The following is a 22,949-nucleotide window of genomic DNA, read 5'->3' as shown; positions in this document are numbered from 1 at the left end:
ACGGTCACTACTGGTGATTTTTGTCGTCTCCCTCCCCCGGGAGAAGGGGTGGGGCCGGAGTCCTTGGGAAGGGGGTGCACTGTCCGGGAGGGCATCGGGCCCCGCGCTACCGCGCCCGTGCGTGATTTTTACCCCGATCGGGGGAAAAATCACGCACAGTGGCGAAGCCGCTCAGGCGGTCTCGGTGATCGGGCGATCGACCCAGCTCATCAGGTCGCGCAGCTTCTTGCCGGTGACCTCGATCGGGTGCTCGGCGTTCGCCTTGCGCAGGCCCTCGAGCTCGGTGTTGCCGTTCTCGACGTTGGCGACGAGGCGGCGGGTGAACTCGCCGGACTGGATGTCCGCGAGGATCGCCTTCATCCGCTCCTTGGTGCCCGCGTCGATGACCCGCGGACCGGACAGGTAGCCGCCGAACTCCGCGGTGTCGGACACCGAGTAGTTCATCCGGGCGATGCCACCCTCGTACATCAGGTCGACGATGAGCTTGAGCTCATGCAGCACCTCGAAGTAGGCCATCTCGGGGGCGTAGCCCGCCTCGACCATGACCTCGAAGCCGGTCTTGACGAGCTCCTCGGTGCCACCGCAGAGGACGGCCTGCTCACCGAACAGGTCGGTCTCGGTCTCCTCCTTGAAGGTCGTCTTGATGACGCCGGCGCGGGTACCGCCGATGCCCTTCGCGTAGGACAGCGCCAGGGCCTGGCCCTCGCCCTTCGGATCCTGGTGGACCGCGATCAGGGCCGGGACGCCCTTGCCGTCGGCGAACTGACGACGCACCAGGTGGCCCGGGCCCTTCGGCGCGACCATGCCGACCGTGACGTTGGCCGGGGGCTTGATCAGGTCGAAGTGGATGTTGAGGCCGTGTCCGAAGAACAGCGCGTCGCCGTCCTTGAGGTTCGGCTCGATGTCGTTCGTGTAGATCGACGCCTGCGCGGTGTCGGGCGCGAGCAGCATGATGACGTCGGCCCACTCGGCGACCTCGGCCGGGGTGCCGACGGTCAGGCCCTGCTCCTCGGCCTTCGCGCGGGACTTGGAGCCCTCCTTGAGACCGATGCGGACATCGACCCCGGAGTCGCGCAGGCTCAACGAGTGCGCGTGGCCCTGGCTGCCATAACCGATCACCGCGACCTTGCGGCCCTGGATGATCGACAGGTCGGCGTCATCGTCGTAGAACATCTCGACTGCCACTGGTATTACCTCTCCTCTGGATACAGCCTTGCGGGAATGAGTAGAACTTAGCTAGCGGGTGGCCGTGATCGACTTCGGGCCACGTCCGACCGCGACGACACCCGACTGCACGATCTCGCGGATGCCGTACGGGTCGAGCATCCGGAGCAGCGCGTCGAGCTTGGACCGGGTACCGGTCGCCTCGACCGTGAGCGACTCCGGCGAGACGTCGATCACCTTGGCGCGGAACAGGTTCACCGCCTCGATGACCTGGGTGCGGACGCTGGCGTCGGCGCGCACCTTGATGAGCACCAGCTCGCGCGCGACGGACGCCTCCCCCTCCTGCTCGACGATCTTGATGACGTTGACGAGCTTGTTGAGCTGCTTCGTCACCTGCTCGAGCGGGAACTCGTCGACGGTGACGACGATCGTCATCCGCGAGATGTCGGGCAGTTCGGTGCCGCCGACGGCGAGGGACTCGATGTTGAATCCACGCCGGGAGAAGAGTGCGGCCACCCGGGCCAGCACGCCCGGCTTGTCCTCGACGAGAACGCTCAGGGTGTGGCTGGTGCTCACTTGTCTTCCTCTCCCGCTGCAGCGGACGCGGCCGAACGCTGCTCGCGTTCCATCGCCTGGTGAATGACGGTCGGCTCGGCCACCGACTCGTCGTCATCGAACAGCGGACGGATGCCCCGCGCCGCCTGGATCTCGTCGTTGCTGGTGCCCGCCGCGACCATCGGCCACACCTGGGCGTCGGCACCGACGATGAAGTCGATCACGACCGGCTTGTCGTTGATCGACTGCGCCTCGCGGATCGCCGCCTCGACGTCCTCCTCCCGCTCGACCCGGATGGCGTGGCAGCCCAGCGCCTCACCGAGCTTGACGAAGTCGGGGATGCGGACCGCGCCGTGGGTGCCCAGGTTCGTGTTCGAGTACCGCTCCTCGTAGAAGAGGGTCTGCCACTGCCGGACCATGCCGAGGTTGCCGTTGTTGATCAGGGCAACCTTGATCGGCACGCCCTCGACCGCACAGGTCGCGAGCTCCTGGTTGGTCATCTGGAAGCAGCCGTCGCCGTCGATGGCCCACACTTCCTTCTCCGGGGCGCCCATCTTGGCGCCCATCGCGGCCGGGACCGCGTACCCCATGGTGCCGAGGCCGCCGGAGTTGAGCCAGGTGCGCGGCTTCTCGTACTTGACGAACTGGGCGGCCCACATCTGATGCTGGCCGACGCCCGCGCAGTAGACGGCGTCGGGACCGGCGAGCCTGCCGACCGCCTCGATCACGAACTCGGGCGAGAGCGCACCGTCGGACGGCTTGCCGTACGCCAGCGGGTAGGTGGTGCGCAGGCCGTCCAGGTACTCCCACCACGCGCCGAGGTCGAAGGTGGTTCCGGTGGCCAGGTCGGCGCGGATCGCCTCGATCAGCTCGACGATGACCTCCTTGCAGTCGCCGACGATCGGCACGTCCGCGTACCGGTTCTTGCCGATCTCGGCGGGGTCGATGTCCGCGTGGATGACCTTCGCGTCGGGGGCGAACGAGTCGAGCTGACCGGTGACCCGGTCGTCGAACCGCGCGCCGAGGGTGATCAGCAGATCCGAGCGCTGCAGCGCGGCGACGGCGGCGACGGCGCCGTGCATGCCGGGCATGCCGCAGTGCAACCGGTGGCTGTCGGGGAACGCGCCGCGGGCCATCAGGGTGGTCACGACCGGGATCCCGGTGAGCTCGGCGAGCTCGAGCAGCTCCGCGGACGCCTCGGCCTTGATGACGCCGCCACCGACGTAGAGGACCGGCGACGCCGACTCGGCGATCAGGCGGGCCGCCTCCCGCACCTGCTTGCCGTGCGGCTTGGACACCGGACGGTAGCCGGGCAGCCGCATCTCGGGCGGCCAGGAGAAGGTGGTCTGCGACTGCAAGATGTCCTTCGGGATGTCGACGAGGACCGCGCCCGGCCGACCGGAGGACGCCAGGTAGAACGCCTCGGCGATGATCCGCGGGATGTCGATCGGATCGGTGATGAGGAAGTTGTGCTTGGTGATCGGCATCGTGATGCCGGAGATGTCGGCCTCCTGGAAGCCGTCGGTGCCGATCAGGCTGCGCGCGACCTGCCCGGTGATCGCGACGACGGGAACCGAATCCATCTGCGCGTCGGCGAGCGGGGTCACCAGGTTCGTCGCGCCGGGGCCGGAGGTGGCCATGCAGACACCGACCTTGCCGGTGGCCTGGGCGTACCCGGTCGCGGCGTGGCCGGCGCCCTGCTCGTGCCGGACCAGGACGTGCCGCACCTTCTGCGAGTCGAACAGCGGGTCGTAAACCGGGAGGACCGCGCCGCCGGGAATGCCGAACACGGTGTCCACCTCGAGCTCCTCGAGTGCCCGGACCACGGACTGGGCGCCGGTGACCCGCTCGGGTGCGACCTGGCGTCGGTTGCCGGGCTGGGGGGCTGCCGTCGTCGGTCCGGGCTGAGCCCCGGCCTTGCGCGGCGTTGGCTGCGGCCGTGCGGTTGGTGCGCTCACTGGTGATTCCTCTGGTGTTGACGGTTCGAGCTGATTCCGGGCAACAAAAAACCCCCGTCAGCATTGTCTGCTGTACGAGGGTGGCGCGTCGTGCTGTGCGAGTTGACGGAAGTATCGACTCAGGCGACGACGCGCCGGCCGATTACGAGCAACTCATTCTGCTTCACGCGATAGAAGGTAGGCGCGTCAAGGGTGAACAGTCAACTTTTTTGAGCATGCTGTCCCAGAATGTGAGAGCGCCAGCTGCGAATGCGAGAATGGTGTGGTGTCGTCCCCATCGCAGCCCGTGCCACCGTCCCCATCCTCCCACACCCGCGGACCCGCCCCCACCGCAGAACCGGTCCGCCACTCCATTCAGATCTCGAGCCTCGGACTGCTCGGCGTCCTGCTGCTCGCCTTCGGCCTGAGCTTCGTGATCTTCGCCAGCCCGCCGTGGGTGTCGGTCCTCTGGCTCGTCCCGGTCGGCGTCGCCTACTGGATGCTGCGGGTCCGGACCGTCGTCGACGCCAGCGGGCTGCACGTCCGCCGGGTGTTCAGCAGCGAGGTCATCTCCTGGGACGAGATCAAGGGATTCCGGTTCCCCAAGCGCGGCGGCTGGGCGCGTGCCGAACTGACCGACGGCACCGAGAAGTCGCTGCCGGTCGTCACCTTCGGCCGCCTGCCGCTGATCGCCGAGGCAAGCGGCGGCCGCGTCACCGACCCGTACGCCGTCGCCGACCGGATCGAACGCGAACGCCACGACCGGGAGCACGCCGAGCAGGCGGAGTCGACTGGCAACGAGGCGGAGTCGGCTCCCGACGCCCACTGACCCGCGCGTACCGTTGGGGGGATACCCGGCGCGTTCTCCGGCCCCAGCCCACCGGACCGGTGCGCGCCCCGATGAGCGAAGGACGCCCATGCCCCCGCTGAGGTCACGCACCACCACCGTCGGACGCAATGCTGCCGGAGCCCGCTCGCTGTGGCGCGCCACCGGCATGACGGACTCCGACTTCGGCAAGCCGATCGTCGCGATCGCGAACTCCTACACGCAGTTCGTCCCGGGTCACGTGCACCTGAAGAACGTGGGCGACATCGTCGCCGAGGCGGTCCGCGCCGCGGGCGGCGTGCCGCGCGAGTTCCACACCATCGCCGTCGACGACGGCATCGCGATGGGCCACGGCGGCATGCTGTACTCGCTGCCGAGCCGCGAGATCATCGCCGACTCCGTCGAATACATGGTGAACGCGCACACCGCCGACGCGCTGGTGTGCATCTCCAACTGCGACAAGATCACCCCCGGCATGCTCAACGCCGCGATGCGCCTGAACATCCCGACGGTGTTCGTCTCCGGCGGACCGATGGAGGCGGGCAAGGCGGTCGTCGTCGGCGGTGTCGCGCAAGCCCCCACCGACCTGATCACCGCCATCTCCGCCTCCGCGAACGACGCCGTCACCGACGACGGGCTCGACGAGGTCGAGCGCAGCGCCTGCCCGACCTGCGGGTCCTGCTCGGGGATGTTCACCGCGAACTCGATGAACTGCCTCACCGAGGCGCTCGGGCTGTCGCTGCCCGGCAACGGGTCGACGCTGGCCACCCACGAGGCGCGGCGCGCGCTGTTCTCCCGCGCGGGCACCACCGTCGTCGAGGCCGCGCTGCGGTACTACCGCGACGAGGACGAGTCGGTGCTTCCCCGGAATATCGCCTCCCCCAAGGCGTTCGAGAACGCGATGGCGCTCGACGTCGCGATGGGCGGCTCCACCAACACGGTGCTGCACACCCTCGCCGCCGCGCAGGAGGGCGAGGTCGACTTCGACCTGACCACCATCGACGCGATCAGCCGTCGGGTGCCGTGCCTGTCGAAGGTCTCCCCGAATTCCGACTACCACATGGAAGACGTGCACCGGGCGGGCGGAATTCCCGCGATCCTCGGCGAACTGCGCCGCGCCGGACTGCTGCATACCGACGTGTCCACGGTGCACACCGCGAGCTTCGACGAGTGGCTCGACACCTGGGACATCCGCTCCGGCAAGGCGTCCGACGAGGCCATCGAACTCTTCCACGCCGCGCCGGGCGGAGTCCGCACCACCGAGCCGTTCTCCACGGCGAACCGGTGGAGCGCACTGGACACGGACGCCGCGGGTGGCTGCATCCGCGACCTCGAGCACGCGTACACCGTCGAGGGCGGCCTGTGCGTGCTGCGCGGCAACATCGCCGTCGACGGCGCGATCCTCAAGACCGCGGGAATCGACGAGGACCTGTTCTCCTTCCAGGGCCCGGCGGTCGTCGTCGAGTCGCAGGAGGAGGCGGTCTCGGTGATCCTGCAGAAGCAGATCAAGCCGGGCGACGTGATCGTGGTGCGCTACGAGGGCCCGAAGGGCGGCCCCGGGATGCAGGAGATGCTGCACCCCACCGCATTCCTCAAGGGCGCGGGCCTCGGCAAGGTGTGCGCGCTCGTCACCGACGGCCGCTTCTCCGGCGGCACCTCGGGCCTGTCGATCGGGCACATCTCGCCCGAGGCGGCGGCGGGCGGCGTCATCGGGCTGGTGGAGAACGGCGACCAGATCCGCATCGACGTCACCACCCGCGCCCTCGAGGTGCTCGTCGACGATGCGGTCCTCGCCGAGCGGCGCGCCAAGATGGAGGCCCGCGAGCGACCGTGGCAGCCCGTCGACCGGCAGCGCACCGTCACGACCGCTCTGCGCGCGTACGCCGCGCTCGCGACCTCCGCCGACAAGGGTGCGGTCCGGCAGGTCCCGTAGCCACACCGCCTCGGGTGAGGGGCACCTTCGACCGGTCCGACCGGTCCAAGGTGCCCCTCACCCGTTCGGGTGTCAGGACAGGGGGTTCGCCCCGTTGAGGAAAATCCACAGGCACACCCCGCCCGCGACGCCGAGCAGCAGCACCACGAAGGACCCGACGTGCGGTCTGGTCGCCCACTTGCGGCGGCCGTCGACGGAGATGCGGCCCGGGCCGGTGAGCACGATCGCGACCAGCATCGCCGTCAGCAGCAGTTCGAGTTCGGGCCCGTCCGGGGCGAACCACTGCAGGCCCGGTTCCGCCGCCTGGGTGACACACCAGGCGTTGATCAGGACGGCGAGCAGACCGGCCGCGGCGAGCGGGGTGAACAGCCCGAGGATCAGCAGCGCCCCGGCGGCCACCTCACCGATCGCCCCGGCCAGGGCCAGCCACCGCGCCTGCTCGAAGCCCGACTCGACGAGGAAGGCCTCGAAGCCGTCGAGTCCCGGGCCACCCCAGATCCCGAACAGCTTCTGCAGACCGTGCGCAAGGGCAACCGCACCGACCGCGACCCGCAGCACGAGGAGGCCCAGGTCGAGGGTGCCGCGCGGGGTCCGTTGCGCCGCCGCCGGGGGCACCGCCTCCGGCGCCGCTACGGGCGCGGCCAGTGCCGCGGCAAGCTCGCGGTCGTAGGAGTCCGCCGTCCGCAACTCCTCGGTCGGGTGCGGCGGCGCCGGGTCGGGGTGGTCGCCGCCCCCGTACGAGGGGATCTGTTCGGTCGGCATCAACCCGAGGTCGTCATCGCTCGTGGGGAACCGTTCCGTCGGCTGGTCGAACGGGCTCGCCGCCGCGGGCCCGAAGCCGTCACTGTCCTTGTGCTGTCGCGGGTTGTCGGTCACGAAATCCAGCGTAGAACGGGTGGGTCACCGCCGACCGGTTCGGCGCGCGGGCGGACCGTTGTCGTACCGTGCCAGGTATGGCGATCTCTCGTGCGGCGTACCGCACCGCGGCGCTGTCCACGCTCGCCGCGGTTGCCCTCACCGGCTGCGCACGCTTCGACGACAGCGCATCGACCCCGTTCACTCCGGTGCCGACGTTCTCCGCGGGCGACGTCGAACCCCGGTCGCCCGGCACACCGCCGCCGACCACGACCCCCGGCGAGACGACAACGGAGCCCGCGCCGTGCGTCGATCCCGACCCCGCGGTCATCGCCACCTGCCTGGACACCACCGCCTCGGTCACGATGCTGCCCGGCGGCCAGTCCGCCCTGGTCACCGAGCGCCGGACCGGACGGATCCTGCGGGTCGCGCCCGGCGCGCCGGTCCAGGAGGTGGCGCGGGTCGCCGTCGACGGCTCCGGCGACGGCGGCCTGCTCGACATCGCCCTGTCCCCCACCTATGCCGAGGACAACCTCCTGTACGCCTACATCACCACGGCGGGCGACAACCGGGTGGTGCGAGTCGCCCCCGGTGACACCCCGAAGGACGTCCTGACCGGCATCCCGCGCGGCGCACGTGGCAACGCGGGCGCCCTCGTCTTCACCGGGCCGAGCGAACTCGCGGTCCTCACCGGCAACGCCGGAAACCCCGCGGCCGCAACGGACCCCGCCTCGCTCGCCGGGAAGCTGCTCCGGGTCACCGGGCTCACCCCTGCGCAGGACCATCCGGCGCCGCAGGTGCTGCTCTCCGGGATCGGCACGGCAGGAGACGTGTGCGTCAATCCCCTCGGCGGTGGCGTGTGGGTCACCGACCGGACCGTCCTCGAGGATCGGCTGCAGCGCGTTGCGGCGGACGGCGCGACCGGAACGCCGGTGTGGACGTGGCCGGACCGGCCCGGTGTCGCAGGCTGCACCGCCGTCGACGGCGGGGTCGCGGTGGCGCTCGGCGACGGCAAGGCCCTCGCTGTGCTCCCGATCGACGGACGGACCGGTGCCGCGCAGGCCGCGCCGTCGCTGATCGCGCAGGAGAAGTACGGCCGGCTCGGCGGTGCCGCGCTCGGCGCGAACAGCGAGGTCTGGGTATCGACCGTCAACAGGTCCGGCGGCGAGGCTCCTGGGCCGAACGACGACCGGGTGGTCCGAATCCCCGCACCCCAGGGCGGCGGCGGCTTCGACTGATCGCCACGCCGCGGCGGCGGTCAGCCTGCGGGTGTCGGGGCAGGCCGCCGGTCCAGCAGCGACGCCGCGGTCGGCAGCAGCAGCACCGTGATCGCGCCCGCCGCGACCAGGATTGACGCATTCGCGGTGGTCATCTGCCCGGCGTCGACCGCGACCTGAGTCACCGCGACGATCAGCGGCAGGCCGGTCGCGGCGTACAGCCCGACCCGGGCCCGCGCCAGCACCTGCGGGGGCGTCGCCGTCCCGTCGGGGCCGCGGTCGAAGCGTTCGGCCACGAACACCGGCACCCCCCGCACCAGCAGGATCAGGACGAAGAAGACCACCAGGACACCGGGATTCGCGGCGACGGCGGACACGTCGATGGCCATGCCCGAGGTCACGAAGAAGATCGGGATCAGCAGCCCGAACGCCAACCCGTCGAGCTTGGCCTCGAGCTTCTCGTCCCCGCGCGGGAAGGCCCGGCGCAGGATGAACCCGGCCGCGAACGCGGCGAGGATGCCGTCCACGTCGAAGAGCGCGGCCAGCGCGCCGAGCGAGACGAGCAGCAGGATCGTCAGGCGCACCGTCGTCTGCGCGGTGGTCTCGGAGCCGAGCCGGATGATCGAAAGCACCTTCGACCCCTCGCGGCGCACCGCGGCCGGGATGAACGCGACCGCGACCGCGGCGGCCGTGAACAGGCCGAGCACGATCACCGATCCGATCGTCCCGCGCGACCCGAGCAGCACCGCCATCGCGACCACCGGCCCCAGCTCGCCGACCGCGCCGTGGTTGAGGACGGTCCGGCCGAGCGGGGTGGCGATGACCCCGCTGTCCTTGAGGATCGGCAGCAGCGTGCCCAGCGCCGTCGAGGTGAGCGCGATCGCGACGGCGACCTCCGCGTCGATCGCGCCGGTCGCCCCGAGAATCCCGATCACGGTGAACGCCAACACCAGGCACACCAGCCAGGTGACCAGCGCGCGGCGGCCGCCGCGCCCGGTCAACTCGTCGGTGTCGATCTCGAACCCGGCGAGCAGGAACAGCATCCCCAGACCCAGTTCACGCAGCAGACCGATCTCCGGCCCCGCCGCAGCGAGGTCGAGCACGTGCGGCCCGATGATGATGCCCGCGATCAGCAGCAGCACCACCTCGGGCACCAGCTTCCGCGGCACCAGACCGGCGAGCAGCGGCGCGATCACCGCGCACAGGGCTATCCAGAACAGCGAGGCCGATACCGAGGGCATGGACCCGATTATCGGGCCAGCGCCCCCGGTTTCCGGTCAGCGCGCCGCGGTGCGGCGGATTCGGTTCAGGAGCAGGCGGCGATGACGAGTTCCTTGACCCGCGCCGGGTCGGCCTGTCCGCGGGTGGCCTTCATGACGTCACCGACGATCTTGCCCGCGGCAGCGACCTTGCCGCTGCGGATCTTCTCGGCGATGTCGGGGTTCGCGGCGAGCGCCTCGTCGACGGCGGCCTGCAACGCCGAGTCGTCCCGGACCACCTCGAGTCCGCGGGCGGCGACAACCTGCTCCGGTTCGCCCTCGCCATCGAGCACCCCGTCGATGACCTGGCGGGCCAGCTTATTCGTCAGCTTGCCGTCGGCGACGAGCGCGATGACGGTCGCGACCTGCGCCGGGGTGATCGCGAGCGCACCCAGCTCGACGCCGCGGGAGTTGGCCTGCTGCGACAGGTACGCGACCCACCACGACCGCGCCTCCGATGCCGGTGCACCCGCCTCGGTGGTCGCGATGACCAGGTCAAGGGCGCCCGCGTTGACGAGGTCGCGCATCTCCTCGTCGGAGACCCCCCACTCGGCCTGGATGCGGGCGCGCCGCAGCCACGGCAGCTCCGGCAGCGTGCCGCGCAGTTCCTCGACCCACGCGCCGTCGGGGGCGACCGGCTCGAGGTCCGGCTCCGGGAAGTAGCGGTAGTCCTCGGCGGTCTCCTTGCGGCGGCCCGCGGAGGTGGTGCCGTCCGCCTCCTGGAAGTGCCGGGTCTCCTGGATCACCTCGCCGCCCGCGACGAGAACCGCTGCCTGGCGGCGCATCTCGTAGCGGACCGCCACCTCGACGGACTTGAGCGAGTTGACGTTCTTGGTCTCGGTGCGGGTGCCGAACTCCGGCGCGCCGATCGGCATCAGCGAGATGTTCGCGTCGCAGCGCATCGACCCCTGGTCCATCCGGACGTCGGAGACGTCGAGGGCCTTGAGCAGATCCCGCAGCGCGGTGACGTAGGCGCGGGCGACCTCCGGGGCGCGTTCCCCGGCGCCGGTGATCGGCTTGGTGACGATCTCGACGAGCGGCACGCCTGCCCGGTTGTAGTCGAGCAGCGAGTGGCTCGCGCCGTGGATGCGTCCGGTCGCGCCGCCGACGTGCAGCGACTTGCCGGTGTCCTCCTCCATGTGCGCGCGCTCGATATCGACCCGCCAGGTGCTGCCGTCGTCGAGGACCACGTCGAGGTAGCCGTCGGTGGCGATCGGCTCGTCGTACTGCGAGATCTGGTAGTTCTTCGGCTGATCCGGGTAGAAGTAGTTCTTCCGCGCGAACCGGCCCCACGGGGTGATCGAGCAGTTCAACGCGAGCCCGATCCGGATCGCGGACTCGACCGCGGCCGCGTTCACCACCGGCATCGACCCGGGCAGGCCGAGGCACACCGGGCACACCTGGGTGTTCGGCTCTGCGCCGAAGGTGGTCGGGCAGCCGCAGAACATCTTGGTTGCGGTGTGCAGTTCGACGTGCACCTCCATGCCCATCACGGGCTCGAACGTCGCGAGCACGTCGTCGTAGGCGAGCAGGTCATCGGACATGGCGGCAGTCATGGCCCCGAGTTTATTCGCCCCCGCCACGCCGTTACGACCCGCATCCGGCTCCGCCGGGGACGACCCGCGCCCGACTCGACCCGCGCCCGCTCAGCCGAAGATGACCCGCATCTCCTGATACCGGCCGAGCGGGACACTCTTGTGGTCGGCGAGCGCCTCGTCGAAGTGCACCGCCGCGATGTCGGTGCCGTGCAGCGCGACCATCTTTCCCCACTCCTGCCGGGCAACCAGGTCGGTGACGGCCATCCCGAGCCGCGTCGCGAGGACCCGGTCGAACGCGGTGGGGACGCCGCCGCGCTGGATGTAGCCGAGCACGGTGGCGCGGGTCTCGATGCCGGTCCGTTCCTCGATCATCGGCGCGAGGACCTCGGCGATGCCGCCGAGCCGGGGCCGGTCGAACCCGTCGCGGCCCTTCGTCGAGTGCGCCTCGGTCATGTCCGGGAGGGTGAAACCCTCGGCGACGACAACCATCGGGGCGCGGCCGCGGTCCCGGACGCTGGTCACCCAGGTGCAGATCTGTTCGATGCTCTCCGGATGTTCGGGGATCAGGATGGCGTGGGCGCCGCCCGCGGTCCCGGAGTGCAAAGCGATCCAGCCTGCGCCGCGACCCATCACCTCGAGCACCATGCACCGTTTGTGCGAGTTGCCGGTGGTCCGCAGGCGGTCGATCGCCTCGGTCGCGATCTCGACGGCGGTGTCGAAACCGAACGTGTAGTCCGTCGCGTCGAGGTCGTTGTCGATGGTCTTCGGGACGCCGACGATCTTGATGCCCTCGTCGTAGAGGCGTTGCGACGCGGCGGCGGTGCCCTCGCCGCCGATGGCGATCACCGCGTCGACGCCGAGCCGCTCCATCGTGCCCGCGATCGCGTGCGCGCCCCCACCGGGGCCCTGATAGGGGCCGAATCGGCTGGTGCCCAGGATGGTGCCGCCCTCGTGTGACAGGCCGCGAACGGTCGGCCGGTCGAGGTCGATCATGGTGCCCTCAACCAGACCCCGCCAGCCGTCCAGAAATCCGACGAACCGCTGGCCGTACACGGTGGTGCCCTTGAGGACCGCGCCGCGAATGACCGCGTTCAATCCGGGGCAGTCGCCCCCGCTGGTGAGAATTCCGACCGTGGTCATCGGGCACCCCTGTCCGCGCGCGTCGTCCGTGCCCCATCCTGCCCCCGCCGGACGGCGGCGTCATCCCGGCCACGGGATCAGCCGGGGGTGACGACACCCGTCTCGTACGCGAGGACCACCGCCTGGGCGCGGTCCCGCAGGTGCAGCTTCGCGAGCACCTTCCCGACATGGGTCTTGACGGTCTGCTCGGCAACGAACAGGGACTCGGCGATCTCGGTGTTGGACAGGCCCCGCGCGATCAGTTCGAGCACCTCCCGTTCGCGGGGTGTCAGCGTCGCGAGCTGCGCCGGCTCGGTCCTGCGTGCCACCCGCCGGGCCGCGACGTCCGCGATCAACCGCCGGGTGACCGACGGGGCGAGCAGCGCCTCGCCGTCCGCGACGACGCGGACCGCACGGATCAACTCGTCGGCGGGGGCGTCCTTGAGCATGAAGCCGCTGGCCCCGACCCGCAGCGCCTCGTACACGTAGTCGTCGATGTCGAAGGTGGTCAGCATCAGCACCCGGACCGGCGGCTGCACCGACGCGGCGAGGATCCGCTCGGCCGCCTCGAGACCGTTGAGCTCCGGCATCCGGACGTCCATCAGCACCACGTCGGGCCGCAGCCGGAGCACCTCCTCGACCGCGACCTTGCCGTTCGGGGCGTCCCCGACGACGCTGATGTCCGGTTGCGCGGCGAGCAGCGCCCCGAAGCCCTGCCGCACCATCGCCTGATCGTCCGCAATGAAGACCGTGATCGCCACCCGGCCAGCCTAGGGGTGCCCGGCGACCGGACCGAACTGTGGACCGGGCACCAGGCCACCCACAAACGACGGGATCCGGGCCCGCACCTCGAAGCCGCCCCCGGCGACGGGATGGGCGGTCAGGGTGCCGCCGACGGACAGGGCCCGATCCCGCATCCCGACGATGCCGTGCCCGCCGCCGCTGCCCGCCTGTGACACCTCCTGCGCGGCAGCGCCGTTCGTCACCACGAGTTCGGTCGTCGTGGCATCCCCGGTCAGGCCGACCTGGACGGCGGCACCCGGGGCATGCCGCGCCGCGTTCGCGAGTGACTCCTGCAGGATCCGGTACACCGCGAGACCGCACGTCTCGGGGAGGGCGGGCAGCGGCCCCCGCTCGACGGTCACCGTCATGCCCGCGCGCCGGCTGCCGTCGATCAGGTCGTCGATCCGGTCTATGCCGGGCACCGGGGCGCTGTCGGGGGTGTGGCCGTCGCTGCGGAGCACCCCCAGCATGCCGCGGATCTCGTTGAGCGCGTCCCGGGCGGTGGCCCCGATCGAGTCGAACTCGGCCCGCGTCTCATCGGACAGATCGGCCAGCCGGTACGGTGCGCTCTGCGCCTGCACCACCACCAGCGACATGTGGTGGGCCACGACGTCGTGCAGGTCCCGCGCGATCCTGGCGCGTTCCTCGAGCACCGCGCGGCGGGCGCGCTCCACCTCCGTCTCCTCCTCCTGCAGGGCGAGCTGCCTGCGGGAGAGGACCAGCCACCGGATCAGCAGACCGAACACGACGAGGGCGGTCAGCCCGACCGCCCAGCCGCGCCCGTCCTGCCCCGGCGCGTTCGCGAGGAACAGCAGCGTCGTCGCGAGCCAGGCCACCCCGACGATCGGCAGCGGCGAACGCATGCTCACCGCGAGCAGCAGCGCCATCAGCACCATCACGTGCACGACCTGCCACGGGAAGTCGTAGTCCGGGACGCGGTCGTACACCAGCGGGATCACCAGCGCCCCCGCCGCCGAGATCGACCATCCCAGTGCGGGGTTCGCCCGCACGAATACCAGCGGCAGCGCGGCGAGACCGGCGACCACCGGCTGCACCCCGGCCGGGACGTGGTGTGTCACCTGCAGTGTCGGCCACGCGATGGTGAACAGGACCGCCGTCACGAAGGCGATACCGACATCCCATCGCTGGGATCGGTTCAGCCTGGCGAGCCGGGGGCCCGCCGTCGCTGCGGCGTCCCGTGCGGCCGCGTCCAATGCTCGTTTCGTTCTACCCACACCCGAGAACACTAGGAAGGCCGGGCCGGATTGTCCTCACACCACGGGGGGAGATCGCCCCAGTACCGGGGTATCGAACCCCGCGGTCGGCCGTACCGCGGGTGCCACCGACGAACCAACCCCGGGAGGGATGTTCGCAGGTGGGCGCCGTTTCTAGCGTCGATGCCATGCGCAAATCCACCCTGGCCGTGTTCACCGCGGGCAGCGCCATCGCCCTGTCCGCCGCGCTCGCACCGCCGCCGGTGCAGGCCTCCGCCCGGACGGAGGCACCGTCTCAGGTGGCCCGTGCGGTCGAGGCGCTCGTCGGGGGCGGCGCCGACGCCGCGGCCGCCGCGATCCCGGACGACTTCGCCGACGTCGCCGGCTACCGCCCGGTCACCGACGGCGCCATGCTGGTCAATCCGAACGGGCAGTGCTCGTCACCGGTCCCCCTGCCCGCCGAGTTCGACGGCGCCTGCCGGGGCCACGACCTCGGCTACGACCTGCTCCGGTACGCCGACCACACCGGGACCCCGTTGGGCGGATGGGCGCGGCGGAGCCTGGACCGGCAGCTCGGGCAGCGTATGCACGACGCGTGCACGACCCGCCCCGACGACCTGACTCGCGCGTCGTGCGGTGTCGTCGCCGACGCCGCCGTCGCGGCGGTGCAGGCGAACTCGTGGCGGCAGGGCTTCGGCGTCCCGGTCCGGGAGCCGGTCGGCCCGATTGCTGCCGGTGTCGGTGGGGCGGCGCTGTTGGGGGCCGCGCTCGCGGCGGCGCACCGACGGCGCGGCAGGGCACACGCGGCGGCGGCGCCGGTCCTCGCCGGCGCGTCGCGGGCGGTGCGGGCGTGATGACGACGCTTCCCCGCACCGCGGTCAGTGCCCGACTCTCCGTCACGGCGGCGTCCGCGCTGCCCCGGGTGTCGAGCACGGTGGCCGTCACCTCGCTGATCGTGGCCTCCCTGATGCCGTCGCTGCTTCCCCGGTCGGCTCCGGTGCAGGCCGGGGTCACCGGCGTGTTCGCGGTGCTCGGTGTCGTGGCCGGCGCCGGGTGGCGGCGGCTGCGCGGCGACCGCGCCGCGGCGTCGGTGACGGTGCGGGGCTGGGTTGCGGCGGCGGCGCTCACCACCCTCGGGGCGGCGCTGACCGGTGCTGCCCGCTGGCAGAGCGGGCTGCGCGCCGCGACCGGGCTCCCCGACGTCGGTGTCGCGCACTGGGTTCTGGTCTCGGCGGGAGCCGTCGCGGTCGCCGCGTCGATCACCGGTGCGGCGGCGCTGCTGCGGTCCGCGGCCCGCCGGCTCGGCCGGTACCGCCTCATCGCGGGGCTGCTCGGCTGCGTGCTCGCCGTCACCTCGTGCACGGCGCCCGCGGTCGCCTCGGCCGACGGTCCCGAACCGGTGCTGCGGCAGCCGACCTCGCCGGCGATGTCGGGCAGCACCGCCTCCCCGGTGGGGTGGGAGAGCCTCGGCGTTGAGGGCCGCCGCTTCGTCACCGCCCCCGCGGCCGACGGGGTGACCCGCACCTATGTCGGGCTCGACAGCGCACCCGATCTCGCGGCGCGGGTGACACTCGCGGTGGCCGACCTGGAGCGGTCCGGCGGGCTGACCCGCTCCCATCTGGTGATCGCGGTGCCGACGGGGTCGGGGTGGATCGACGCCGGGGCGATCGCCGGGATGGAGCGGCGATTCGGTGGTGACGTCGCGGAGGTCGCGGTGCAGTACTCGGCGGCGCCGAGCTGGGTGACGTTCGTGTTCGACCGGGGCAGCGCCGAGGAGGCGGCCCGCGCCCTGTACCGGGCGGTGGCCCACCGGGTGTCGCTGCTCCCCGAGGACCGGCGGCCCCGCCTGCACCTGTATGGGCAGAGCCTCGGCGCGGTGGGTGTCGACGCGGCGCTGTCCGAACCGGTCGCGGTGCCCGCGTGCGGCAATCTCGTCGCGGGCCCACCGGCGGGCCGGGTCCCGACCGCGGACACCGTGGTGCTGGCCAATTCGTCGGACCCCGTCGTGCACTGGTCGCCGCGGCTGCTGGTCGCGCCGCCCCGGCTCGCCGGTGTCCGGCCGGACGCCCCGACACCGGCGTGGCTTCCGGTGCTGAGCTTCCTGCAGACCAGCGTCGACCTGCTCACCGCACTCGATGCCGCACCGGGCCACGGGCACCGCTACGGCACCGACCAGGGCACCCGACTTCCGACCTGCTGACGGGGGCCCGACGCGCGCCCCCGAACGACGCTCGGCCCGGGCCCCGATGGCGGGGTCCGGGCCGAGCCGGTCGAACACGGTCAGGCGACGGGCGAGCCGATCGGTCCGCGGGCGGCCTCGTACGCGGCACCGACCCGGTAGAGCCGTTCGTCGGCGAGTGCCGGGGCCATGATCTGCAGGCCGACCGGCAGGTTGTCGTCCGCGGACAACCCGGACGGCACCGACATCGCGCAATGGCCGGCCAGGTTGGTCGGCAGGGTGCACAGGTCGGACAGGTACATCGCCAGCGGGTCGTCCACCTTCTCCCCCAGCTTCCACGGGGTGAACGGGCTGGTCGGCGAGACGAGGACGTCGACCTTCTCGTAGGCGGCGTCGAAGTCGCGGGCGATCAGGGTGCGCACCTTGAGCGCGGAGCCGTAGTAGGCGTCGTAGTAGCCCGACGACAGCGCGTAGGTGCCAATCATGATGCGCCGCTTGACCTCCTTGCCGAAACCGGCGGCGCGGGTCGCGGCCATCACCTGGTCGGCGCTCATGGTGCCGTCGTCGACCCGCATTCCGTAGCGCATCGCATCGAACCGGGCCAGGTTGGAGGACACCTCGCTCGGCAGGATCAGGTAGTAGGCGGCCAGCGCGTGCAGGAAGTTCGGGCAGGACACCTCGACCACCTCGGCACCGAGGTCGGTCAGCTGCGTGACGGCGGCATCGAACGAGGAGAGGACGCCTGGCTGGTAGCTGTCCGAGTGCAGTTCCTTCACGACGCCAACGCGAACGCCCGTCAGGTCGCCGGTCGCGCCGCGGCGGGCCGCCTCGACGACGGGACGGACCGGGGCGTCGATGGAGGTGGAGTCGCGCGGGTCGTGTCCGGCGATCACCTCGTGCAGCAGCGCGGTGTCCAGGACGGTGCGGCCACACGGGCCGCCCTGGTCCAGCGAGGACGCGCAGGCGACGAGACCGAACCGGGAGACGGTGCCGTAGGTCGGCTTGGTCCCGACCGTCGCGGTCACCGCTGCGGGCTGCCGGATCGAGCCGCCGGTGTCGGTGCCGATCGCGAGCGGCGCCTGATTCGACGCCAGCGCCGCGGCACTGCCGCCGCCGGAACCGCCGGGGATCCGGCCGGTGTCCCATGGGTTCCTGGTCGGACCGTACGCGGAGTTCTCCGTCGACGAGCCCATCGCGAACTCGTCCATGTTCGTCTTGCCGAGGACCGGGATCCCGGCCGCGCGCAGCTTCGTGGTGAGCGTCGCGTCGTACGGCGCGACCCAACCCTCGAGAATCTTCGACCCGCAGGTGGTTGGCGCGTCGGTGGTGGTGAAGACGTCCTTGAGTGCCAGCGGGACGCCCGCCAGCGGCGAGGCAGGGGCCCCACCCGCGGCCAACGCCTCATCGACCTGCTTCGCCGCGGTCAGCGCCGCGTCACCGGAGACGTGCAGGAACGCGTTGTACTCGCCGTCGACGGCGGCGATCCGGTCCAGGTGCGCCTGGGTGACCTCGACGGAGGACACCTCGCGGGCGTGGATCTTCGACGCGAGGACGGCGGCGTCGAGGGTGGTCAGGTCGGCGGTCACTGCTCTTCTCCCAGGATCTGCGGGACGGCGAAACGCTCCTGCTCGACGGCGGGCGCACCGGACAGCGCCTGCTCGGGCGTCAGTCCCGGCACCACCACGTCGGGGCGGGTCACGTTGAGCAGCGCGTACGGGTTCGCGGTCGGCGGGACGTCGTCCGCGGCGACCTCCGCGACGGTCTTGACGTGGCTGAGAATCGAATCGAGCTGGCCGGCGAACTCGTCGAGTTCGGCGTCGGACAGCGCGAGCCGGGACAGCCGGGCGAGGTGAGCAACCTCGTCGCGGGAGATGGCAGGCACCCGTGGGCCCCTTTCAGGTCGGCGTCAGGAGATCCGCCCCAGCCTATCGGCTGCGCCGGAACCGGCTGCACGCAGCGCCCGGGGCGGCCGATCCGTTTCGACGCAGGAACGTCTCGATGTCCGCCGCTGTGACGGTTCCGCTGCGAGCAGGGCTGACCCGTCGCGGCCGCACGCGCCGCCGCGGAGTCCGTCCGTGATGGAAGGATGGTTCGCGCGGGGGCATCGACGACTCCCGTTCGCCGGTGGCCGAGCGGCCTCGCCGACGGCGAACAGTCGTGACAAAGGAATTCCGTGTCGTACCTATTGCGTGTCCAGCTACCCGATCGACCCGGCAGCCTGGGCGCACTGGCCGTTGCACTCGGTTCCGTCGGCGCGGACATCCTCTCCCTCGACGTGGTCGAGCGGGGCTCGGGGTTCGCCGTCGATGATCTCGTCGTCGATGTCGCGCACGGGTCGCTGCCGGACACCCTCATCACCGCGGCCGAGCACCTGTCGGGGGTGCGGGTCGACTCGATCCGCCCCTACACCGGCCTGCTCGACACCCACCGTGAGCTGGAACTGATCGACCAGGTCGCGACCGCCCGCGACGACCGTCTGCAGGTGCTGGTCGACGGTGCCGCCCGGGTGCTGCGGGTCAGCTGGGCGACCGTGGTCGGGGTCGGTCCGCACGGCGCGTTCCGGGTCGTCGGCAGCACGGGCGCCCCGGAGACGCATGCCGGTGACGTGCCGTGGATGCCACTGCGGAAGCCGACGATCCTCGACGGCGGCGCCGACTGGGTGCCGGGGATCTGGCGGGACATGGACACGACCCTCGCCGCCGCGCCGCTCGGCTCGTCGGGGCGGGTGCTGATGCTGGGACGCTCCGGTGGCCCGGAGTTCCGCCCGTCCGAGGTCGCCAGGCTCGGCTATCTCGCGGGCATCGTCGCGACCGTGTTGGGCTGATCCGCCCGACCGGTCAGACGATCTCGCGGACCAGGACGGTGAGGTCGGCGCCGGGCGCGGGCGCCCAGTCGCGTTCCGGGGCAGGCACGAAGTCGTTGCGATCGTAGATGCGGCGGGCCTCGATCATCTCGGGCTCGGTGGAGAGCACCACCGCCTGCAATCCGCGGTCATATGCGGTGTCGAGGACGTGCCGGACCAGCGCCGAGCCGGCCCCCTTGCCGCGGGCCGCGGACGAGACCGCGAGCATCCGGAACTCGAGTTCGCCGGGCCGGGCCACGTCGGCGAACGGGCTGCCCGGTTCGGCGATGGTGACCGAGCCGACGACCTCGCCGTCCCATTCGGCGACCAGGACCTCGGCGTCCTCGGCTCGGGACGCGGTGTCGCGCAATCGCTCGACGTACGTGCTGGTCTCGGCGACGAATCCGCCCCCGACGTAGGAGTCGACGGTCAGCGCGGCCACGGCGTCGAAGTCGGCGGGGTCGGCGGGGCGCACGGTGATCATGGCGTCACTATCGCAGCACCCCGACACCGGCCTCAAGCACCTCGGACACGCAGGTCACGGCGCGTCGCCCCTCCCCCGAAGGCTCCCCCACCCCCGCCCAAACCGCATTGACCTGCACAAACGCAACCTGTGACGCGGCGGCGCGCACCCGCCCACGGCGGGTCCGGGCCGGCGCGTGATGTTCACCACCGGGCTCGCCGCGGTGTGAGGGCGTTCACCTTGCCGCGCGGCCGCCCGAAGCGGAAGCTGAAGTCGACTTCATCTGCCGGGAAGAGGGAGGCGCGGGTGCGCACCACGGATCTGCTGACCGTCGGCGAGGTGTCCGAACGCAGCGGGCTCGCGCCGTCCGCGTTGCGCTACTACGAGACCCAGGGCCTGATCGAGAGCACCCGCACGACCGGGAATCAGCGCCGCTATCAACGCAGTGTGCTCCGCAAGATCGCGTTCATTCGGGCGGCCCGCGGCATCGGGCTCACCCTCGACGAGATCGCCGCCACGATGAGCACCCTCCCCGGCGGCCGCGCACCAACCCGGTCCGACTGGGCGCGGGTGTCCCGGAGCTGGCGTGGTCGCATCGAGGAGCAGATCGAGGCACTCGAGGCGCTCCGCGACGGCCTGGAGTCGTGCATCGGCTGCGGGTGCCTGTCCCTGCAGACCTGCGCGCTGTCCAATCCGAACGACGCCGCCGCGACCTACGGACCCGGCGCCGCCTTCCTCCCCGAGGCACTGCACCGCGACGACGGCGGTCACCACGGCCATCACTAGGGCCGAATCACGGTGCCGCCCATAGGATCCGGTGCGGACCCGCCGACGATCGGCGGGTCACCCGTCGGTGTCGGTGGGCGCGACGGCAGCGGGCCCACCGTCGAGCAGCCGAACGAATCCCGCCTCGTCGAGGATCGGCACCCCCAGCTGTTCCGCCTTGTCCGCCTTCGATCCGGGAGCGTCGCCGATGACGACGAACGCCGTCTTCTTGGACACCGATCCGGCCGCCTTGCCGCCGCGCTGCAGGATCGCCTCCTTCGCACCGTCCCGGGTGAACCCGACCAGCGACCCGGTGACGACGATCGACAGGCCCTCCAGCGTGCGCTCGATCGACTCGTCGCGTTCGTCCTCCATCGACACGCCCGCCGCGCGCCACTTCTCGACGATCCGACGGTGCCAGTCGACGCCGAACCATTCGACGACGGCCGCCGCGATCGTGCCGCCGACACCGTCGACCGCGGCGAGCTCCTCCACCGACGCCGCCTCGATCCGTGCCAGGCTGCCGAACGCCGACGCAAGCGCGCGGGCCGCGGTCGGGCCGACGTGCCGGATCGACAGGGCGACCAGCACCCGCCACAGCGGCTGCGTCTTCGAGCGGTCGAGGTTGTCGAGCAACCGCTTCCCATTCGCGGACAGCGTGCCCGCCTTGGTGGTGAACAGCGCCGTCCGCATCAGCTCGTCGGCGGTGAGGGCGAACAGGTCGCCCTCGTCCCCGATCACGCCCGCCTCGAGCAGCGCGGTCGCGGCCTCGTAGCCGAGGACCTCGATGTCGAATGCGCCGCGCCCGGCGACGTGGAACACCCGTTCCCGCAGCTGGGCCGGGCAGGACCGCTGGTTGGGGCAGCGGATGTCGGCGTCGCCCTCCTTCGCCGGGGCGAGCTCGGTGCCGCACTCCGGGCAGTGGGTCGGCATCACGAACTCGCGTTCGGTGCCGTCCCGCAGATCCACCACCGGGCCAAGCACCTCCGGAATCACCTCGCCCGCCTTGCGGATCACCACGGTATCCCCGATCAGCACGCCCTTGCGCCTGACCTCCGACCCGTTGTGCAGCGTCGCCAGGGACACCGTCGACCCGGCGACGGTGACCGGTTCCATGTACGCGAACGGGGTGACGCGGCCGGTGCGACCGACGCTGACCCGGATGTCGAGCAGCCTGGTGGTCGCCTCCTCCGGCGGATACTTGTAGGCGATCGCCCACCGCGGGGCCCGGGAGGTCGCGCCGAGCCTGCGGTGCAACGACATCTCGTCGACCTTGACGACCAGGCCGTCTATCTCATGCTCGACGTCGTGCCGGTGCTCGTCCCAGTAGCCGACCCTGGCAACCACCGCGTCCGCGCCCTGCACCCGCGCGGTGTGCGTGGAGACCGGCAGCCCCCAGGCGGCGAGGGCGGTGTAGCCGTCGTGCTGGCTGACCGGTTCGAAGCCCTCCGTGCGGCCGAGTCCGTGGCAGATCATCCCGAGCCTGCGCTTCGCGGTGACCGCCGGATTCTTCTGCCGCAGCGACCCGGCCGCGGAGTTGCGGGGGTTCGCGAACGGCGCCTTGCCCTCCGCCACGAGGGAGGCGTTGAGCGCCGCGAAGTCCTCGAGCCGGAAGAACACCTCGCCGCGCACCTCGAGCAGGGCCGGGATCGGATACTCCGTGCTCGCGGTGAGGGTGTGGGGGATGTCGTCGATGGTGCGGGCGTTCAGGGTGACGTCCTCACCGGTGCGGCCGTCACCGCGGGTGGCGGCACGGACCAGTCGTCCGTTCTCATACACCAGATTCAGGGCGACCCCGTCGATCTTCACCTCGCACAGGTAGTGCGGCGCCGCGTCACCCGGCAGCTCCCCCTCGATCCGTGCGATCCAGGCCCGCAGTTCGGCCTCGTCGAAGACGTTGTCGAGACTGAGCATTCGCTCGAGATGGTCCACGGCGGTGAACTCGGTCGCGAAGCCGCCGCCGACGAGCTGGGTCGGCGAATCGGCGGCCCGCAGTTCGGGACGCCGCTCCTCCAGGTCGGTGAGCTGCCGCAGCAACGCGTCGAACTCACCGTCGGTAATGGTCGGTGCATCCTTAACGTAGTAACGGAACTGATGCTCGCGCACCTCCTCCGCGAGCCGCTGCCACTCGTCGCGTTCCTCGGCGGTCGCTGACTCGACGTCTCGGTCGGGGTCGGCCGCAGCTGCCACGTTCTCCGTCACGCCAGAAAGGCTATCCCAGCCCACCGACACCCCGCCCCATGCGTTGAACGGGGGTTCACGTGCCACTTCCTGCGCCCGGATGGCCCATGAACCCCCAT

At 71.4% G+C, this 22,949-nt stretch carries 20 protein-coding genes; 7 read left to right on the top strand and 13 right to left on the bottom strand.

What is annotated here, in order from left to right; all coding sequences use genetic code 11:
• Nucleotides 1-171: 171 nt before the first annotated feature.
• The 3 genes from ilvC to ACFWQG_RS05440 form a co-directional block, all read right to left on the bottom strand.
• Nucleotides 172-1,173 carry a ketol-acid reductoisomerase gene (gene ilvC, locus ACFWQG_RS05450; protein WP_378506744.1) on the bottom strand — a complete coding sequence of 334 codons (1,002 nt, stop codon included), beginning with the start codon at nt 1,171-1,173 and terminating at the stop codon, nt 172-174.
• Nucleotides 1,174-1,236: 63 nt separating this feature from the next.
• Nucleotides 1,237-1,740, bottom strand: a complete 504-nt coding sequence (gene ilvN / locus ACFWQG_RS05445) for an acetolactate synthase small subunit (RefSeq protein WP_378506566.1) — start codon at nt 1,738-1,740, stop codon at nt 1,237-1,239.
• Entirely contained in the window at nt 1,737-3,677 is a 1,941-nt protein-coding gene (locus ACFWQG_RS05440) for an acetolactate synthase large subunit (protein WP_378506565.1), read from the bottom strand. The genes ilvN and ACFWQG_RS05440 overlap by 4 nt, the downstream gene beginning before the upstream one ends.
• A gap of 286 nt (nt 3,678-3,963) precedes the next feature.
• Here ACFWQG_RS05440 and ACFWQG_RS05435 point away from each other — a divergent pair, with 286 nt between their 5' ends.
• Entirely contained in the window at nt 3,964-4,485 is a 522-nt protein-coding gene (locus tag ACFWQG_RS05435) for a PH domain-containing protein (RefSeq protein ID WP_378506564.1), read from the top strand.
• A gap of 88 nt (nt 4,486-4,573) precedes the next feature.
• Nucleotides 4,574-6,415, top strand: a complete 1,842-nt coding sequence (ilvD, locus tag ACFWQG_RS05430) for a dihydroxy-acid dehydratase (RefSeq protein WP_378506563.1) — start codon at nt 4,574-4,576, stop codon at nt 6,413-6,415.
• A 72-nt stretch (nt 6,416-6,487) separates the two neighbouring features.
• On the opposite strand, the gene ACFWQG_RS05425 is transcribed toward ilvD, so the two are convergent.
• A complete protein-coding gene (locus ACFWQG_RS05425) occupies nt 6,488-7,291 on the bottom strand; it encodes a DoxX family protein (RefSeq protein WP_378506562.1) in 804 nt (267 codons plus the stop codon).
• A gap of 77 nt (nt 7,292-7,368) precedes the next feature.
• Between ACFWQG_RS05425 and ACFWQG_RS05420 the strand changes: the two genes are divergently transcribed.
• Complete coding sequence (locus ACFWQG_RS05420) at nt 7,369-8,508, top strand: PQQ-dependent sugar dehydrogenase (protein WP_378506561.1); 1,140 nt, start codon at nt 7,369-7,371, stop codon at nt 8,506-8,508.
• A gap of 20 nt (nt 8,509-8,528) precedes the next feature.
• Here the strand turns inward: ACFWQG_RS05420 and ACFWQG_RS05415 are convergent, their stop codons facing one another.
• The 5 genes from ACFWQG_RS05415 to ACFWQG_RS05395 all read right to left on the bottom strand — a co-directional run bounded on the left by ACFWQG_RS05415 (nt 8,529) and on the right by ACFWQG_RS05395 (nt 14,400).
• On the bottom strand, nt 8,529-9,728 hold the full coding sequence (locus tag ACFWQG_RS05415) for a cation:proton antiporter (RefSeq protein WP_378506560.1): 1,200 nt from the start codon (nt 9,726-9,728) through the stop codon (nt 8,529-8,531).
• Between the two features lie 65 nt (nt 9,729-9,793).
• Nucleotides 9,794-11,302, bottom strand: coding sequence for an Asp-tRNA(Asn)/Glu-tRNA(Gln) amidotransferase subunit GatB (gatB, locus tag ACFWQG_RS05410; protein ID WP_378506559.1), 1,509 nt, complete (start codon nt 11,300-11,302; stop codon nt 9,794-9,796).
• Between the two features lie 90 nt (nt 11,303-11,392).
• Entirely contained in the window at nt 11,393-12,424 is a 1,032-nt protein-coding gene (locus tag ACFWQG_RS05405) for an ATP-dependent 6-phosphofructokinase (protein ID WP_378506558.1), read from the bottom strand.
• 77 nt (nt 12,425-12,501) lie between these two features.
• The gene (locus tag ACFWQG_RS05400) at nt 12,502-13,164 is read right to left on the bottom strand and encodes a response regulator (protein ID WP_378506557.1); all 663 of its coding nucleotides are present in this window, start codon (nt 13,162-13,164) and stop codon (nt 12,502-12,504) included.
• Between the two features lie 9 nt (nt 13,165-13,173).
• Entirely contained in the window at nt 13,174-14,400 is a 1,227-nt protein-coding gene (locus ACFWQG_RS05395; RefSeq protein WP_378506743.1) for a sensor histidine kinase, read from the bottom strand.
• Between the two features lie 188 nt (nt 14,401-14,588).
• On the opposite strand from ACFWQG_RS05395, the gene ACFWQG_RS05390 reads away from it, so the two are divergent.
• Together ACFWQG_RS05390 and ACFWQG_RS05385 are read left to right on the top strand one after the other, a co-directional pair.
• On the top strand, nt 14,589-15,254 hold the full coding sequence (locus ACFWQG_RS05390) for a hypothetical protein (protein ID WP_378506556.1): 666 nt from the start codon (nt 14,589-14,591) through the stop codon (nt 15,252-15,254).
• Nucleotides 15,254-16,600, top strand: a complete 1,347-nt coding sequence (locus ACFWQG_RS05385) for an alpha/beta-hydrolase family protein (RefSeq protein ID WP_378506555.1) — start codon at nt 15,254-15,256, stop codon at nt 16,598-16,600. The genes ACFWQG_RS05390 and ACFWQG_RS05385 overlap by 1 nt, the downstream gene beginning before the upstream one ends.
• Before the next feature lie 80 nt (nt 16,601-16,680).
• Here the strand turns inward: ACFWQG_RS05385 and gatA are convergent, their stop codons facing one another.
• Nucleotides 16,681-18,165 carry an Asp-tRNA(Asn)/Glu-tRNA(Gln) amidotransferase subunit GatA gene (gene gatA, locus ACFWQG_RS05380; protein ID WP_378506554.1) on the bottom strand — a complete coding sequence of 495 codons (1,485 nt, stop codon included), beginning with the start codon at nt 18,163-18,165 and terminating at the stop codon, nt 16,681-16,683.
• The gene (gatC, locus tag ACFWQG_RS05375) at nt 18,162-18,461 is read right to left on the bottom strand and encodes an Asp-tRNA(Asn)/Glu-tRNA(Gln) amidotransferase subunit GatC (protein WP_378506553.1); all 300 of its coding nucleotides are present in this window, start codon (nt 18,459-18,461) and stop codon (nt 18,162-18,164) included. Before gatC ends, gatA begins: the two co-directional genes overlap by 4 nt.
• Nucleotides 18,462-18,752: 291 nt before the next feature.
• Between gatC and ACFWQG_RS05370 the strand changes: the two genes are divergently transcribed.
• Entirely contained in the window at nt 18,753-19,403 is a 651-nt protein-coding gene (locus ACFWQG_RS05370) for an amino acid-binding protein (protein WP_378506552.1), read from the top strand.
• Nucleotides 19,404-19,416: 13 nt separating this feature from the next.
• On the opposite strand, the gene ACFWQG_RS05365 is transcribed toward ACFWQG_RS05370, so the two are convergent.
• Complete coding sequence (locus ACFWQG_RS05365) at nt 19,417-19,905, bottom strand: GNAT family N-acetyltransferase (protein WP_378506551.1); 489 nt, start codon at nt 19,903-19,905, stop codon at nt 19,417-19,419.
• A 285-nt stretch (nt 19,906-20,190) separates the two neighbouring features.
• On the opposite strand from ACFWQG_RS05365, the gene soxR reads away from it, so the two are divergent.
• Nucleotides 20,191-20,670, top strand: a complete 480-nt coding sequence (gene soxR, locus ACFWQG_RS05360) for a redox-sensitive transcriptional activator SoxR (RefSeq protein ID WP_378506550.1) — start codon at nt 20,191-20,193, stop codon at nt 20,668-20,670.
• Between the two features lie 57 nt (nt 20,671-20,727).
• Here soxR and ligA read toward each other — a convergent pair whose 3' ends face one another.
• A complete protein-coding gene (ligA, locus tag ACFWQG_RS05355) occupies nt 20,728-22,851 on the bottom strand; it encodes an NAD-dependent DNA ligase LigA (protein WP_378506549.1) in 2,124 nt (707 codons plus the stop codon).
• Nucleotides 22,852-22,949: the final 98 nt, after the last annotated feature.

It is taken from the genome of Rhodococcus sp. NPDC058532 (assembly GCF_042719255.1).
Lineage (GTDB): Bacteria > Actinomycetota > Actinomycetes > Mycobacteriales > Mycobacteriaceae > Rhodococcus_G.
Note: the sequence above shows the minus strand (reverse complement) of the source record. Positions and strands in the feature narration are given on the sequence as shown.